Annotated in this window: 12 protein-coding genes; 7 read left to right on the top strand and 5 right to left on the bottom strand. The window is 72.8% G+C overall.

What is annotated here, in order from left to right:
- Nucleotides 1–53: 53 nt before the first annotated feature.
- Complete coding sequence (locus ACFCXS_RS04780) at nucleotides 54–572, bottom strand: DUF3515 domain-containing protein (RefSeq protein WP_376641649.1); 519 nt, start codon at nucleotides 570–572, stop codon at nucleotides 54–56.
- 20 nt (nucleotides 573–592) lie between these two features.
- Nucleotides 593–826 (bottom strand): Lrp/AsnC family transcriptional regulator, encoded by a 234-nt coding sequence (locus ACFCXS_RS04775; protein WP_376641648.1) that lies wholly within the window; start codon nucleotides 824–826, stop codon nucleotides 593–595.
- Nucleotides 827–1,032: 206 nt separating this feature from the next.
- Here ACFCXS_RS04775 and ACFCXS_RS04770 point away from each other — a divergent pair, with 206 nt between their 5' ends.
- Both ACFCXS_RS04770 and thiD read left to right on the top strand, forming a co-directional pair.
- Entirely contained in the window at nucleotides 1,033–1,998 is a 966-nt protein-coding gene (locus ACFCXS_RS04770) for a thiamine-phosphate kinase (RefSeq protein ID WP_376641647.1), read from the top strand.
- Nucleotides 1,995–2,792, top strand: coding sequence for a bifunctional hydroxymethylpyrimidine kinase/phosphomethylpyrimidine kinase (gene thiD, locus ACFCXS_RS04765; RefSeq protein ID WP_376641646.1), 798 nt, complete (start codon nucleotides 1,995–1,997; stop codon nucleotides 2,790–2,792). Before ACFCXS_RS04770 ends, thiD begins: the two co-directional genes overlap by 4 nt.
- A gap of 186 nt (nucleotides 2,793–2,978) precedes the next feature.
- On the opposite strand, the gene rpmB is transcribed toward thiD, so the two are convergent.
- On the bottom strand, nucleotides 2,979–3,164 hold the full coding sequence (gene rpmB, locus ACFCXS_RS04760; RefSeq protein WP_004924906.1) for a 50S ribosomal protein L28: 186 nt from the start codon (nucleotides 3,162–3,164) through the stop codon (nucleotides 2,979–2,981).
- Nucleotides 3,165–3,431: 267 nt separating this feature from the next.
- Here rpmB and ACFCXS_RS04755 point away from each other — a divergent pair, with 267 nt between their 5' ends.
- A complete protein-coding gene (locus tag ACFCXS_RS04755; RefSeq protein ID WP_376641645.1) occupies nucleotides 3,432–5,267 on the top strand; it encodes a DAK2 domain-containing protein in 1,836 nt (611 codons plus the stop codon).
- A 100-nt stretch (nucleotides 5,268–5,367) separates the two neighbouring features.
- Here ACFCXS_RS04755 and ACFCXS_RS04750 read toward each other — a convergent pair whose 3' ends face one another.
- Nucleotides 5,368–8,343: a tetratricopeptide repeat protein gene (locus ACFCXS_RS04750; protein WP_376641644.1), complete on the bottom strand. Its 2,976-nt coding sequence runs from the start codon at nucleotides 8,341–8,343 to the stop codon at nucleotides 5,368–5,370.
- Nucleotides 8,340–10,178 (bottom strand): HSP90 family protein, encoded by a 1,839-nt coding sequence (locus tag ACFCXS_RS04745; RefSeq protein WP_376641988.1) that lies wholly within the window; start codon nucleotides 10,176–10,178, stop codon nucleotides 8,340–8,342. The genes ACFCXS_RS04750 and ACFCXS_RS04745 overlap by 4 nt, the downstream gene beginning before the upstream one ends.
- Nucleotides 10,179–10,365: 187 nt before the next feature.
- Between ACFCXS_RS04745 and recG the strand changes: the two genes are divergently transcribed.
- The 4 genes from recG to ACFCXS_RS04725 all read left to right on the top strand — a co-directional run bounded on the left by recG (nucleotide 10,366) and on the right by ACFCXS_RS04725 (nucleotide 15,043).
- A complete protein-coding gene (gene recG, locus ACFCXS_RS04740) occupies nucleotides 10,366–12,594 on the top strand; it encodes an ATP-dependent DNA helicase RecG (protein WP_376641643.1) in 2,229 nt (742 codons plus the stop codon).
- Between the two features lie 112 nt (nucleotides 12,595–12,706).
- Nucleotides 12,707–13,294: a 16S rRNA (guanine(966)-N(2))-methyltransferase RsmD gene (gene rsmD / locus ACFCXS_RS04735; protein ID WP_376641642.1), complete on the top strand. Its 588-nt coding sequence runs from the start codon at nucleotides 12,707–12,709 to the stop codon at nucleotides 13,292–13,294.
- Between the two features lie 26 nt (nucleotides 13,295–13,320).
- Nucleotides 13,321–13,800, top strand: a complete 480-nt coding sequence (gene coaD, locus ACFCXS_RS04730) for a pantetheine-phosphate adenylyltransferase (RefSeq protein WP_104781443.1) — start codon at nucleotides 13,321–13,323, stop codon at nucleotides 13,798–13,800.
- A gap of 121 nt (nucleotides 13,801–13,921) precedes the next feature.
- Nucleotides 13,922–15,043 carry a cell division initiation protein gene (locus ACFCXS_RS04725; RefSeq protein WP_376641641.1) on the top strand — a complete coding sequence of 374 codons (1,122 nt, stop codon included), beginning with the start codon at nucleotides 13,922–13,924 and terminating at the stop codon, nucleotides 15,041–15,043.
- The last annotated feature ends 10 nt before the right edge of the window (nucleotides 15,044–15,053 follow it).

Genomic DNA, 15,053 nt, shown 5'->3' with positions numbered 1-15,053 from the left:
GCGAACAGCCACGAACGGTCCGCGGACTCAGGACGAGAGCACCGGCCCGGCGCTCAGGAGGCGATCCCCTTGGGGATCGCCTTCTTCACTGCCGTGGCAAGATCGATCAGCACACCCGAGCTGTCCGCGCCCTTGGGCGCCCGGACCTCGACGTACGCCTCCCGGTTGGCGGTGGTGAACACGTACCCCCCGCCGTCCTGCTCCTCCATCAGCCAGTCGACCCCGTTCACACCCCCGGCGACGGCATCTGGATCCCGTCCCTCGGCCACCTTCGGGTCGACCATCTTCGGCGGCTGCGGCACACCGCAGCGCAGTATGATCGCCGGGCTGCCCCAGCCCGCCGTCAGCGCCGACGCGGGCTCGGGATCCGCCCGGTGCTCACCGTCCACCTTCGCGGGCAGTACCTTGTCCAGGTTCCGGCACAGTCCCACGACCTTCGCGTCCGGACTGGGAACCGCCGCCGACGCGCTGTCGTCTGCTGAGGAGCAGCCCGCAGCAGTGATCAACAGCGCGACAGCGGGCAGGCGGAACACGCGGAAGACACAACGGTGCCGGTGACGGAAAGAGTTCACCGGCACAGGGTAGACGGGGGCTACAGATGGACGACCGGGCAGGTCAGGGTGCGGGTGATGCCGTCCACCTGCTGAACCTTGGCGACCACCATGCGGCCGAGTTCGTCGACGGTGTCGGCCTGGGCCCGCACGATCACGTCGTACGGTCCCGTCACGTCCTCGGCCTGGATGATCCCAGGGATCTTGCCGATGGTCTCGGCGACGACCGAGGCCTTCCCGACCTCGGTCTGGATCAGGATGTACGCCTGTACCACGGAACCTCCAGGGCGGCCACGAGGATCATGTGGGGAAAAGGAACGCCACGGTATCGCGTCGCCGCTTGCCGCGGGGAGACCTGCGGGGACCGGTTTGTGCGTGCCGGGGTGCGGGTCCGGCAGAACGTGATGGCCACTTCGACCGTAGCGAGGACCGAGATGCCTCGCGACCGGGCATGGACAGGGACAGAAGGGGAGAAAGGGCAATGAAGGGCACTGTTGGTGAGCTCGGTGAGTTCGGGCTCATCAGGGAGCTCACCTCCCGTCTGACCACCACCCCGGCGGTCCGGGTCGGCCCCGGCGACGACGCCGCCGTGGTGGCCGCGCCCGACCGCAGGGTCGTGGCGAGCACGGACATCCTGGTGGAGGGCCGGCACTTCCGGCGCGACTGGTCGACCGCCTACGACGTGGGCCGCAAGGCCGCCGCGCAGAACCTCGCCGACATCGCCGCCATGGGTGCCGTGCCGACCGCACTGCTGCTCGGCCTGGTCGTCCCGGCCGAGCTGCCGGTGACGTGGCCGAGCGAGCTGATGGACGGTCTGCGTGACGAGTGCCAGGTGGCGGGCGCCGCCGTGGTCGGCGGTGACGTCGTACGCGGCGACTCGATCATGGTGTCGATCACCGCGCTCGGCGATCTGCGCAACCAGGAGCCGGTGACGCGGGCGGGTGCCCGCCCCGGCGATCGCGTCGCGGTGACCGGCTGGCTGGGCTGGTCGGCTGCCGGGTTCGCGGTGCTGTCGCGGGGATTCCGCTCACCGCGGGCGTTCGTCGAGGCTCACCGGCGCCCGGAGCCGCCGTATCACGCGGGTCCGGCCGCCGCCGGGCTCGGGGCGACCGCGATGTGCGACGTGAGCGACGGACTGATCGCGGACCTCGGGCACATCGCCGAGGCGAGCAAGGTGCGGATCGACATCCGTTCCGGGGCGATCGACATCCCGTCCCAGATGAACGACATCGGGCAGGCCGTCGGGGTCGACCCCATGCAGTGGGTGCTGACCGGGGGAGAGGACCACGCGATCGTGGCGACCTTCCCGCAGGACGTGAAGCTGCCCGCCCGCTGGAAGGTCATCGGCGAGGTCCTCAACCCCTCGGCTCTGCCCCAGGTGACGGTCGACGGGGCGCCGTGGACCAGCAAGGGCGGCTGGGACCACTTCGGGGACATAGAGTCATGATCCCGGGCGTTCTGACGGTCGCGGGCTCCGACTCCGGCGGCGGCGCGGGCATCCAGGCCGACCTCAAGACGATGCTCGCGTTCGGCGTGCACGGCATGAGCGTCGTGACGGCGGTGACCGCGCAGAACTCCCTCGGCGTGCAGGGGGCTTGGGAACTGCCCGTGGAGGCCGTGCGGGCCCAGTACCGCAGTGTCGTCGACGACATCGGCGTCCAGGCGGTCAAGACGGGCATGCTGGCCTCGGCGGAACTCGTGGAGGCGGTCGCCGAGTTGATCGCCGGGACGGACGCCCCGGCGGTCGTCGACCCGGTGGGCGTCTCCAAGCACGGCGACGCCCTGCTGGCCGCCTCCGCGCTGGACTCCGTCCGTACGAAGCTGCTGCCGGTGGCGACGGTCGCCACCCCGAATCTCGACGAGGTGGCCCAGATCGCGGGTGTGCGGGTCGAGGCGGAGCGCGACATGCGCACGGCCGCCGCGGCGGTGCTTGCGTACGGGCCGCGGTGGGTGCTGATCAAGGGCGGCCACCTGCCCGGGGACGCCGTCGACCTGCTCACCGACGGCTCCGAGGAGCACTGGCTGCGGGCGCCGCGGCATGACAACCGCCACACCCACGGCACGGGCTGCACCCTCGCCTCGGCGATCGCCTCCGGGCTCGCCAAGGGGCGGTCCGTGCCGGAGGCGGTGGCGGCGGCGAAGGAGTACGTCACGGGGGCTGTCGCGGCCGGGTTCGCGCTCGGCGGGGGCATCGGGCCGGTGGACCACGGCTGGCGCTTCCGGCCGGGCACCCGAGGCTGACGACGCCGACGGCCCGAGGACGCCGGTGATCGGACGCGGTGAAGGTGCTGATCGTCGGAGCGGGCACGGCGAGGACAGGTACGGCGAGGATCGGGCGCAGCGAGGATCGGGCACGGCAAAGAGCCGGTCCACCAGAGGTGGACCGGCTCTGCAGCGAACCAGCAGTGGTTGCGCGCTAGCTGAGCGTCAGCGCGAGACCTTGCCGGCCTTGATGCACGAGGTGCAAGCGTTCACGCGCTTCGGCGTCCCGCCCACCACGGTACGCACACGCTGGATGTTCGGGTTCCAGCGACGGGGCGTACGGCGGTGCGAGTGCGAGATGTTGTTGCCGAAGCCCGGCCCCTTGCCGCAGACGTCGCAGTTGGCAGCCACGGGTCACTCCAAAGACTTCAGATGCACTTACGGTTGATCCCGGCAGGCCGGGATCGAGACTCTCGGGCTGTGAACAGCCGGTCGAAATCTGAGTGGCGTTGCCAGGGGGAAGGCCCGATCAGATCGGGCAACCGGAGCAGCATACAACGGCTGCACCCGTAGAGCGAAACTACCACGGCAGCTCAGGGGCCCGTGCCCTCCCACTTCCGGTGAACAGCGCCCCGGGGTCTACGCTGCCTGCCACGTCCGGCAGCTCAGGGAGGCGTAGTGGCGCAGGTGCCGCAGACATTCTTCGATGCTCTCGCGGTGCGCACCTGGTGTGGTCTCGCGCTGGAGACACTGGGGCGGTTGCGTGAGGAGATCGACGCGATCAACGTCTACCCGGTGGCGGACGGCGACACCGGCACCAATCTGTATCTGACCGTCGAGTCGGCGGTGGCGGCGGTCGAGGCGGTTTTCGCCGGGCACGCGGCAGGGGCCGAAGCCGCGGCACGGGCCGAAGCCGCGGTGGGCGCCGGGGACGCGGACGCCGGCAGCACGGGAACCGGGAGCACGGACGCCGGGGGTGTGGGAGAGCCGACGCTCGCCGACGCCGCCCGGGCGATGGCGCACGGGGCCCTCATCGGCGCTCGCGGGAACTCCGGGACGATCCTCGCCCAGCTGCTGCGCGGCATGGCCCAGGTGCTGGCCGACGAGGACACCTCCCGGGCCGACGGCCGGGTCCTGCGGCGCGCGCTGCGGCACGCGGCCGATTCCGCCCGCCGGGCCGTCGCCCACCCCGTCGAGGGCACCGTCCTCACGGTCGCCTCGGCAGCCGCCGACGGCGCCGAAGCGGCCGACGGCGCGGAGGGTTGCTGTGGAACCGTGGCCCGGGCTGCCTACGACGGAGCCCGCACGGCACTCGCCGAGACCCCGGGCCGGCTGCCCGTCCTGGAACGTGCCGGGGTGGTCGACGCGGGCGGCCGGGGACTGGTCGCGGTGCTCGGGGCGCTGGTGGAGACGCTCACCGGGGAGAGGCCGCGGGCGGTGGCCGGGAGCACGAGCCCCGGCGCCCACGCGCGCGTGGACCCCGTCGAAGGCGAGGTCCATGCTGACGGCCACCCCCTGACCGACGGCGCCCGGGCCGACGGCGCACCGGGTGAGTGCGCCGACAATGCCGCCGCGATGCCCGGCCCGGAAGGGCCGGCCTTCGAGGTGATCTATCTCCTGGAGGCCGAGGACGCGGCCGTGGAGCGGCTGCGGGGGCGGCTCGACGCCCTCGGGGACTCCCTGGTCGTGGTCGGCGGCGACGGGCTGTGGAACGTCCACGTCCACGTCGACGACGCGGGCGCGGCCGTCGAGGCCGGCATCGAGGCCGGGCGGCCCCACCGCGTCCGCATCACCCACTTCGGCGCCGGTGACGTGCACACCACCGGCGCCGAGCGGCCGCCTCGGGAACGGGCCGAGCGGGCGGTCGTGGCCGTCGTGCCCGGCGAGGGCCTGGCCGGGCTGTACACCGAGGCCGGAGCGACGACCGTGCTCGCCCGCCCCGGGGAGCCGCCCGCGAGCGGCGAGCTCGTCCAGGCCGTACGGCGGGCCCACGCGCGCGAGGTCGTGCTGCTGCCCAACGACGCAGACCTGCGCCACACCGCCGCCGCGGCCGCCGAGCAGGTCCGTGCGGAGGGCGTCCGGGTGGCCCTGATCCCGACCCGCTCGGCGGTCCAGGGCATAGCGGCGCTGGCCGTCCACGAACCGGACCGCCGCTTCGACGAGGACGTCGTGTCCATGACCTCGGCCGCCGGGGCCACCCGCTATGCCGAGGTCACCGTGGCCGAACGGCAGTCCTGGACGATGGCCGGCATCTGCCAGGCCGGCGACGTCCTGGGCCTGATCGACGGGGATGTCGCCGTGATCGGCTCGGACGTCGCGGTGACCGCCGAGACCGTTCTGGACCGCATGCTCTCGGCCGGGGGCGAGATGGTCACCCTGGTCCTCGGCGACGACGTCCCCGACACCGTCGCCGAACGTCTGGAGAGCCGGGTCCGCGAGGGGTACCTCGCCGTCGACACGGTGCTGTACCGGGGCGGACGGCAGGGGGCCCTGCTCCTCATCGGCGTGGAGTGAACGGGCGTGCAGCGAATCGGCGTGGAGTGAGTCGGCGTGGAGTGAGTCGGCGTGGAGTGAGTCGGCGTCGAGTGAGTCGGCGTCGAGTGAGCGGCGGCGGTCAGTCCTGTGACGCGATGCGGAGGATGTCCTGCGCCTCCGCCCGCCGGGCCCGCACCGCAGAGCGGTCCTCGACCTCGGTCCCGGTCTCCGCGCCGGCGTCGGTCCCGGCGTGGCCGCCATCGCCCGATGTACCGTCGTCGTAGCCCTCATAGGCCGACAGCACCGCACGCGCCCGTGCTCTCGCGTCGGCCGGGCGGTCCAGCTCGATCTCCAGCCGGCCCGCGGTGAGTTCGGCGCCGGTGCGGCTGTGCAGGGCGACCTCCCCGAGTGAGGCGAACACCTCGGCGGCCCGCTGAAGCCGGGACAGGGCCTCCTCGAACACGGCCCGGACGACGGAGCCTTCGGCGCCCTCGGAGACGGACCGGACCAGCAGGTCGGCGAACTGCCGGTGGGTGTCGCCGAGTTCGGAGACGAGCTGCTGCCGGGTCTCCTCTCCGGACGCCGTATCCCGTGCCGTTTCGCACGCGCGGACCGCCTCCGTCATCAGGGCACGTGCCTCGGCCGGCCCGCCCTCGGTCTCCAGCGCCAGCCAGGCGCGGGCGCGCAGGGAGCGGATCAGGCCGGGGGTGTCGCCCAGCGCGCGCCACAGGTCGCCCGCGCGGGCGTAGGCCCGGTCCGCCTCGACGGGCAGCCCGGCCTGCCCCAGGGACTCCCCGGCCAGGTGGGCGAGGGTCGCGTGGTCGTGCTGCTCCGGCCACTGCCGGGCGATCTCGGCGGCCCGCAGACGGCGTTCGGCGGCCGCGCGGTGCTCGCCGAGCTCGCTCAGGCAGTCGCCGAGCCACCACTGCGTCTGCACCACCGCCCCGTCGCCGTGCGTCTCGGCGGTCAGGTCGGGCAGCGCCGACTCCAGCACCTCCGCGGCCTCGGCCCACCGCCCCTGCCGCAGCAGGAACCCGCCGAGCTGCTGTCGCGCCCAGGCACCCAGGGTCGCCGACTCACCCGCCTCGTCGGCCCAGTGGGCGGCCTCCAGGGCGTGCCGCGCGGCCTCCACGGCATCCCCCCGGCCGCCGAGGACCTCGGCGAGCTGGAGGTGCAGCTGGGCCCGGCCCGGCGCTTCCAGGTGCGCTCCGCCGTGCTCCAGGGCCGCCCGCAGCGCCCGCTCGGTCTCCGCAGCGTCGCCGAGGTGGTGGGCCAGGGACGCCAGGCGGGCCTCGTACTCCACCGCGTACCACGGCAGCCCCGCCGCGACGAACGCCGCCGCGCCCCGTGCGAACAGCTCCGCGGCCCCGCTCAGGTCCCCGGCGAGCCCCGCCAGCTCCCCGAGCATCGCCTGCGCCTCGGCGACCCGCGCGGCCAGCCGTACGTCCTCGCCGGTCCGGCCGTCGACGAGTGCGAGGACCTCACGGACGGCTGCCTCGGCCGTGTCGAGGGCGGCACCGTCGCCCTCCACCTCGTGCGCCCGGCGCGTCAGGATCCGGGCCCGGCTCATCACGACGGACGCCGCCTGCCGCGTCCCCGTGCCCTGCGCGGCGTACAGCGCGAGGGCCTCGTCGTACAGGCCCGCCACGGCCGCGACGGCGCCGTCCATGTCACCCGCGAGCGCACGGACGTACGCTCCACGCGCGCGTGCGGCGAGAGCCTCGCCCGGGTCGCCCGCCTCGGCGTAGAGGTCCGCGGCCCGCTCGAAGAGGCCGGTGCCCTCGGGACCGAGGGACATCGCCTCGTGGTCGGCCATCTCGGCACGGTCGCGCGGGCCCAGCTCGGCGTCTTCGGCGGCGGCGGCGGCCGCCGCCCACGCCTCCACGGCGTTCGGCCGCAGGCCGTCCGACAGCCGCCGTGCCGCGGCCAGCAGGGCGGGCAGCTCCGGCTGCCCCGTGGCGTGGACCGGAGCGGCAGGCGGAACGGGCGGGGAAGCCGGACGTACCGACCGCACGCCCAGGGGAAGCCGTTGCACGAGCGGTTGCCGCGCCATACGCGCGCGTGCCCGCTCGCTCACGTGAGCCGTGCCGTTGCGCTCGTCGAAGCGCGCGGCCAGGGCGAGGGCCTGCCCGCGCGCGTGCGCGGCGAGTTCGCGGGCGGTCCACTCCCGCCCGGCCGGACCCGGCACCTGCCGCTCGCCCAGCCCCAGCACGGTCAGCCGGTCCATGAGCAGGGCCACCACGCTCAGGAAGTCCAGTCTGCTCTGCGGATGCCCGTCGTCGGTGAAGTACGCCGGCCGCTCCGCGAGCAGCTCCAGGCCCCGGGCCTCGTTGCCGGTCAGCGCGCAGAACTCCACGTGCTCCGCGTACGCAGCGCGCATGCTCTCCATCGCCCGGACGAGCCGGAAGCCCCGCAGGTGGTTGGCCCGGGCCTCGTCCAGGCGGCCCAGTCGCAGCAGCGGCACCAGGGAGGACGCGAAGGCCGTGTGGGGCTCGTGGGCGCAGGTGTACTCGCCCTCCAGCACCGGCCGCCACAGCCGGAGCGCCTCGGCGTCCCGGCCCAGTTCCGCCTGCCACCAGCCCTGCCCGTGCAACTCGCAGGCGTGGCAGTCCGCCATGGTGTCCGGTTCGGCGGCCAGCCACGCGGCGTACGCCCGCTCGGCCCGCGCCACGTCGCCGACATGCGCGGCGACACTGTGCTCGGCGCTGCGCACGGCCCGCTCGGAGTGCCCGGCGAGCCGGTAACGGTGCTCCATCTCGCCGAGCCACTTCTCGATCGACGCGAGCGGGATGTGCGGCTGGTCGAGCATGCCCGCCGAGACCCACTTGAAGACCCAGTGCAGCGAGTGGGTCTCGTACTCGTCGAAGTCCTCGGGCCGTTCGTCCCACATCCGCAGCAGCCGCGCGAAGGGGACGAACATCTTCCCCTTCTCGGAGCTGTAGTTGTAGACCTTCAGCTGGTGGCCGAGTGCCTCGATCACGGCGAGCGGGGTGCCCAGCTTCTCGGCCGCCGTCAGCAGCTCCTCCGCGCGGGCGTTGCGGGCCGGCCCCTCCGGCCGGCCGGAGTTCTCCGCCATCGCCTCGCGCAGGGCGTCGAAGTCCGTGATCTCGCTCATGCCTGACCGCCCTCGCTGTGTGTGGCCCACTCCAGGAGGCCGATGAACGCGCGGTTGAGCAGCGTCGAGTCGGCAGGCCTCAGCGGACGCTGCGCCATCAGCAGCGCCTGCCCGTACAGCGACTCGGTGGCGGTGCCGATCAGCTCCGGGTCGGGCAGCGCGCTGATCCGCCGCACCAGCGGGTTGAGATGGTTGAGCACCAGCCGCGCGCGGGGTGCGCTGCCGCGCAGGGAGCCGAGGATGCCCGCCCACAGATCGTCGGCCTGCGCCTCGGCGTCCGCCCGGGACTGCTCGTGCCGGGCGTCCCGGTCGTCGAGGTGCAGCGCGGGCACGGACAGCGGGTGGAAGGCCCGCAGCACGACGTCACAGCCGAGCGGATCGAGCCGGGCCCGGGCCGCAGCCAGGAAGCCCGACAGGGCCAGCTCCTCGGCCGGGTCGACGGCGTCCAGGTGCGCGGTCACCGTCTCCGCGTCCAGCTCGGCGACCACGGTGCCCGGCCGCACCGACGGCAGCGCCTCGACGAGCTCGCTGTCGTACGTGTAACCGCCGTTGATCACGCCGATGCCCTGCGCGGACGCGATCGGCGCGACCTGCCGGTACTCCTCGACGGTCCGCGTGAAGTGCACCATCGGGTGCCGCTGCGCGAACTCCTCCAGGGAAAGCCGCCCGTCGGTCGTCTCGAACGGCAGCCACGGCAGCATCGTGCGCAGCATCTCCCGGTCGTGCCGGGCCAGCGACTTCACGCCCAGGTGGTGCACCGACAGGAACGCGGCCAGCCGGTCCGGATCACCGGCCGCCAGCCCCGTCAGCCAGGCACGGATCCGCTCGCCCAGCGCCTCCCGCACACCGGCCAGCGTCTCGTCCTCGTACAGCGACTCGCGTGACGCCGTGGGCCGCAGACTGTCCGTGTCGAGGACGCAGCGCACGAAGAACGCCCAGTCGGGCAGCAGCTGTTCGGCCCGCTCGGTCAGCAGCATGCCCTTGAGGTGCACCCGGTGACCGGCGCGCCGGGCCGGGCTCACCGCCGACGGCAGCACGTACGCCACCCCGCGGGCGCCGGCCAGCGGCACGGACAGGTCGACGGTGTCCAGCGGAGTGAAGCCGAACAGGTCGTGGCAGTGCCGGGCGAGGGCGACCCGGCGCGCGGCCGGACCCGGGTACGGCCGGTCCCAGGGCGCCGGAAGGTCGGTGACCGCCTCGTCGCCGACCCGGACGTCGTACGGCAGCAGGGACCCGAAGTCCCGGGCCAGCCTCTCGACCCGCTCGGGCGTCAGCCACTCCGCGGCACCGGCCCGGGCCACCAGATGCACGGTCGTGCCCGGTTCGGGCCGCTCGGCGTCCGGCAGCGTCCGCACGGTGTACGAACCGTCGTCGGACGCCGTCCACTCCACCGGCGGCGCCCCGGGCGTACGGGCGCTGCGGCTGACGACCCGGATCCGCTCGGCAACGACGAAACAGGCCAGCAGCCCGATGCCGAACTGCCCCAGGAAGCCGGACCGGGCCTCCTCCAGCCCCTCGGCGCGCTTGGAACTGCGCCCGATGGTGGCCAGCAGGCTGTGCACGTCCTCCTCGGTGAGCCCCACGCCGGTGTCCTCGACGCGCAGGGCCCCGCCCTCGGCGTGCAGCCGGATCCGGGCAGGGGCGTTCGGCTCGTCCACCAGCCGGGCCGTGACGGCGTCCACGGCGTTCTGCAGCAGTTCGCGCAGATACACCCTGGGGCTGGAGTAGAGGTGGTGGGAGAGCAGGTCCACCAGACCACGCAGGTCGACCTGGAACGTATGAGGTGGCGGGGGCGAATGGGGTGCCGGGGAGGGCTGTGAGGTCTGGGCGTCCATCATCACGGCGCCGGTGGGTGACTCGCGACGGCGCGGGGTCGGGCGGTCCCGGTGGGGCGGTGACCGCGAAGGGGGCCGGGAGCGCGTCATCCTAAGGCCCTGGCGAGCCGCCTGACCAGGGGTTTCCGGGATCTTTACGACGATCCGGCCGCGGGCCTGGAAGCCGATGTCAGTGGCGTGGTGTGCAATGGATCTCGTGCCCGCACTGGAAGAACCCCTGCGCCAACCGCTGAAGTCGGTGCTCGGCCCCGCCACCGCGAAGGTGATGGCCGAGCACCTCGGCCTGCTCACCGTCGGCGACCTCCTGCACCACTACCCGCGCAGATACGAGGAGCGCGGCCAGCTCACCCACCTCGCCGACCTCCCCATGGACGAGCACGTCACGGTGGTCGCGCAGGTCGCCGACGCCCGCCTGCACACGTTCGCCTCCGCCAAGGCCCCCCGCGGCAAGGGCCAGCGGCTGGAGGTCACGATCACGGACGGCAGCGGCCGGCTCCAACTGGTCTTCTTCGGCGCGGGCGTCCACAAGCCCCACAAGGAACTCCTGCCGGGCACCCGCGCGATGTTCGCCGGCAAGGTCTCCGTGTTCAACCGACGACTGCAACTGGCCCACCCGGCCTACGAGTTGCTCCGCGGCACCGACGACGATCCGGCGGAGTCCGTCGAGGCCTGGGCGGGCGCACTGATCCCGATCTACCCCGCCACCGCCAAGCTCGAGTCCTGGAAGATCGGCAAGGCGATCCAGACGGTCCTGCCCACCGCCCAGGAGGCCGTCGACCCGCTCCCGGACTCCCTGCGCCAGGGCCGCGGCCTGGTCCCGCTCCCCGAAGCCCTCCTCAAGATCCACCGCCCGCACACCAAAGCCGACATCGAGGACGCCCGCTCCCGCCTCAAGTGGGACGAGGCCTTCGTCCTCCAGGTCGCCCTGGCCCGCCGCCGCCACGCGGACGCCCAACTCCCCGCCGTCCCCCGCAAGCCCGCCCCCGACGGTCTCCTCACCGCTTTCGACGCCCGCCTCCCCTTCACCCTCACCGACGGCCAGCAGCGCGTCTCCAGAGAGATCTTCGACGACCTGGCCACCGACCATCCGATGCACCGGCTGTTGCAGGGAGAGGTCGGAAGCGGGAAGACAATGGTCGCGCTGCGCGCCATGCTCGCCGTGGTCGACGCGGGCGGGCAGGCCGCCATGCTCGCGCCCACCGAAGTGCTCGCGCAGCAGCACCACCGGTCCGTCGTCGAGATGATGGGCGAGCTGGCCGAGGGCGGCATGCTGGGCGGGGCCGAGCAGGCCACCAAGGTCGTGCTGCTCACCGGCTCCATGGGGGCGGCCGCCCGGCGGCACGCCCTGCTCGACCTCACCACCGGCGAGGCCGGCGTCGTCATCGGCACACACGCGCTGATCGAGGACAAGGTGCAGTTCCACGACCTGGGCCTGGTCGTGGTCGACGAACAGCACCGCTTCGGCGTCGAGCAGCGCGACGCCCTGCGCGGCAAGGGCAAACAGCCCCCGCACCTGCTGGTCATGACCGCCACGCCCATCCCGCGCACGGTCGCCATGACCGTCTTCGGCGACCTGGAGACCTCCGTCCTCGACCAGCTCCCGGCCGGCCGCTCGCCGATCGCCAGCCATGTGGTCCCCGCCGCCGACAAGCCCCACTTCCTGTCCCGCGCGTGGGAAAGGGTCCGCGAGGAGGTGGAGAGCGGCCACCAGGCCTACGTGGTCTGCCCCCGCATCGGCGACGAGGAGGACGACCCGAAGAAGTCCGCCAAGAAGAGGTCCCCGGAGGACGAGGCGGAGAAGCGCCCGCCCCTCGCCGTCCTGGACGTGGCCGACCAGCTCACCAAGGGCCCCCTCCGGGGCCTTCGGGTCGAGGTGCTGCACGGCAGGATGCACCCCGACGACAAGGACGCCGTCATGCGCCGCTTCGCGGCCGGTGAGACCCATGTCCTGGTCGCCACGACGGTCATCGAGGTCGGCGTCAACGTCCCCAACGCCACGGTCATGGTGATCATGGACGCGGACCGCTTCGGCGTCTCCCAGCTCCACCAGCTGCGCGGCCGCGTGGGCCGAGGCTCGGCCCCCGGCCTCTGCCTCCTGGTCACCGAGATGCCCGAGGCGAGCCCGGCCCGACAGCGCCTGGGCGCGGTGGCTTCCACCCTCGACGGCTTCGAACTCTCCCGCATCGACCTGGAACAACGCCGTGAGGGCGACGTCCTGGGCCAGGCCCAGTCCGGAGCCCTGACCTCCCTGAAGGTCCTCGCCGTCATCGAGGACGAGGAGATCATCGCGGAGGCGAGGCAGGAGGCGACGGCTGTCGTGGCCGCCGACCCGGAGCTGACCCGTCTTCCCGCTCTCCGCACGGCTCTGGACGCCCTCTTGGACGAGGAGCGGGAGCAGTACCTGGAAAAGGGGTGAGGGGGACTGACCCTCTTTCAGGGGCGCGGGGCTTTAACTCATATGCGGCTACCGCCGCGCGGCCGCGACCAGCCACAATGGACCTGAAGCCGCCCACGACCAAGGACCGAAGATGACCCGCGTGATCGCCGGCGTAGCCGGTGGACGTCGCCTGGCGGTACCCCCAGGCACCGGCACCCGCCCCACCTCCGACCGCGCACGCGAAGGCCTCTTCTCCACCTGGCAGTCCCTCCTCGGCGGCCCCCTGGACGGCGAACGCGTCCTCGACCTCTACGCGGGATCAGGAGCCGTGGGCCTGGAAGCCCTCTCCCGGGGCGCCGGCCACACCCTCCTCGTCGAGGCCGACGCCAAAGCCGTCCGCACGGTCCGCGAGAACGTGAAGAACCTCGGACTCCCCGGCGCCGAGGTGAGATCGGGCAAAGCGGAACAGATCATCCGCACGGCACCCCCCGGCGACCCGTACGACCTCGTCTTCCTCGACCCGCCCTACGCCGTCACGGACGACGATCTTCGGGAGATCCTCCTCACACTCCGCACCGAGGGCTGGCTCGCCGGGGAAGCCCTCGTCACCGTGGAGCGCAGCACCAGAGGCGGTGAATTCCGGTGGCCCGAGGGTTTCGAAGCCCTCCGGGCCCGTCGCTACGGCGAGGGAACGTTTTGGTACGGTCGCGCCGCCTCTACGTGCGAAGACGCACGATGACCGGACCGGAGAGCGAGGGATCACAAGTGCGCCGCGCCGTATGTCCCGGGTCGTTCGACCCGATCACCAACGGACACCTCGACATCATCTCCCGCGCCTCCAGGCTGTACGACGAGGTCTACGTCGCGGTGATGATCAACCAGGCCAAGAAGGGCCTGTTCGAGATCGAAGAGCGGATCGACCTGATCCGCCGGGTCACCGCCGAGTACGGCAACGTCCGCGTGGAGGCCTTCCACGGCCTGCTCGTCGACTTCTGCAAGCAGCGCGACATCCCCGCCATCGTCAAGGGGCTGCGAGCGGTCAGCGACTTCGACTACGAGCTGCAGATGGCCCAGATGAACAACGGCCTGTCGGGCGTGGAGACCCTCTTCATCCCCACCAACCCGACCTACAGCTTCCTGTCGTCCTCCCTGGTCAAGGAGGTCGCGACCTGGGGCGGCGACGTGTCCCACCTGGTCCCGGCCGAGGTCCTCCAGGAGCTCACCGAGCGCCTGAGGAAGGACTGAACCGCCCTCCGGCGTCCCCTCGGAGCCTGACTGCCCGTCACCCGGTGTTCCGCGGCGACCCCATGGCCGTACAGTCGTCCCGTCCGTCTCCAACGCATCTGTAGAGAGTGGCGAGCACACGGTGGACGTGCAGAAGAAGCTCGACGAGATCGTCTCCGCGGTCTCCGGCGCCCGGTCCATGCCCATGTCGGCCTCGTGCGTGGTCAACCGCGCCGACCTGCTCGCGATGCTGGAAGAGGTACGCGCGGCCCTGCCCGGCTCCCTCGCCCAGGCCCAGGAGCTCATCGGCGGCCGCGAGCAGATGGTCGAGCAGGCCCGTCACGAGGCCCAGCAGATCATCGAGAGCGCGCACGCCGAGCGCGGATCGCTGATCTCCGGCACCGAGGTCGCCCGCCGATCCCAGGCCGAGGCCGACCGGATCCTCGCCGAGGCCCGTCAGGAGGCCGAGGAGATCCGCGCCGAGGCCGACGAGTACGTCGACTCCAAGCTCGCCAACTTCGAGGTCGTCCTCACCAAGACCCTGGGCTCCGTCGGCCGCGGCCGCGAGAAGCTCCTGGGCACCGGCCCCGGCACCGACGAGCTGGGATACGAGAACCCCGAGGACGACGACGCCCCCGAGCGCAGCCACGACCCGGAGACCCAGCGCCGCAGCGCCGACGAGTACGTCGACGTCAAGCTCGGCGCCTTCGAGGCGGTCCTCGCCAAGACCCTGGAGGCCGTCGGCCGCGGCCGGCAGAAGCTGCACGGCCGGATCGCCACCGACGACCTCGGCTCCCTCGCCGACGACGCGAGCACCGTCCAGCACTCCAGCGACGCCGACTACCTCGCCGACCTGGCCGCCCTCGCCGACCAGAAGCCCCCGGCCGGGCAGCCCGCCCAGCAGCAGGACTACGGACAGCCACAGCCGGCGTACGCCCAGGGCCCCGGTTACGCCCCCGGGGGAGGCGACCCCGCCCAGCAGCCCGATCCGTACGGCGGCTACCCGCAGCAGGCCTACGCCGCCCAGCAGGACCCCTACGGCTACCAGCACGCCGATCCCTACGCCTTCCAGGGGTACGACCCCCAGCAGGCCGCCTACGACCCGAACCAGGTCCAGCAGCAGCCGCACCAGGGGCAGCACGCCCAGCAGCAGGGCCACCACGCCCAGCAGGGTTACGCCCTGGACGAGACCAGCCTCTTCGACACCGGCATGATCAGCGCCGAGCAACTGCGGGCCTACGAGCAGGGCCGCGGCCAGGGCTGAGCCCCGGATT

The sequence above is a fragment of the Streptomyces sp. NPDC056373 genome (assembly GCF_042262425.1).
GTDB lineage: Bacteria > Actinomycetota > Actinomycetes > Streptomycetales > Streptomycetaceae > Streptomyces.
This window is presented reverse-complemented; position numbering and strand designations above follow the sequence as displayed.

What these genes read in the sequence shown, in the direction of transcription:
- ACFCXS_RS04745 (WP_376641988.1), bottom strand. Translation starts at nt 10,178, where the DNA reads ATGGACGCCCAGACCTCACAGCCCTCCCCGGCACCCCATTCGCCCCCG.
- ACFCXS_RS04750 (WP_376641644.1), bottom strand. Translation starts at nt 8,343, where the DNA reads ATGAGCGAGATCACGGACTTCGACGCCCTGCGCGAGGCGATGGCGGAG.
- recG (WP_376641643.1), top strand. Translation starts at nt 10,366, where the DNA reads ATGGATCTCGTGCCCGCACTGGAAGAACCCCTGCGCCAACCGCTGAAG.
- thiD (WP_376641646.1), top strand. Translation starts at nt 1,995, where the DNA reads ATGATCCCGGGCGTTCTGACGGTCGCGGGCTCCGACTCCGGCGGCGGC.
- ACFCXS_RS04770 (WP_376641647.1), top strand. Translation starts at nt 1,033, where the DNA reads ATGAAGGGCACTGTTGGTGAGCTCGGTGAGTTCGGGCTCATCAGGGAG.
- rsmD (WP_376641642.1), top strand. Translation starts at nt 12,707, where the DNA reads ATGACCCGCGTGATCGCCGGCGTAGCCGGTGGACGTCGCCTGGCGGTA.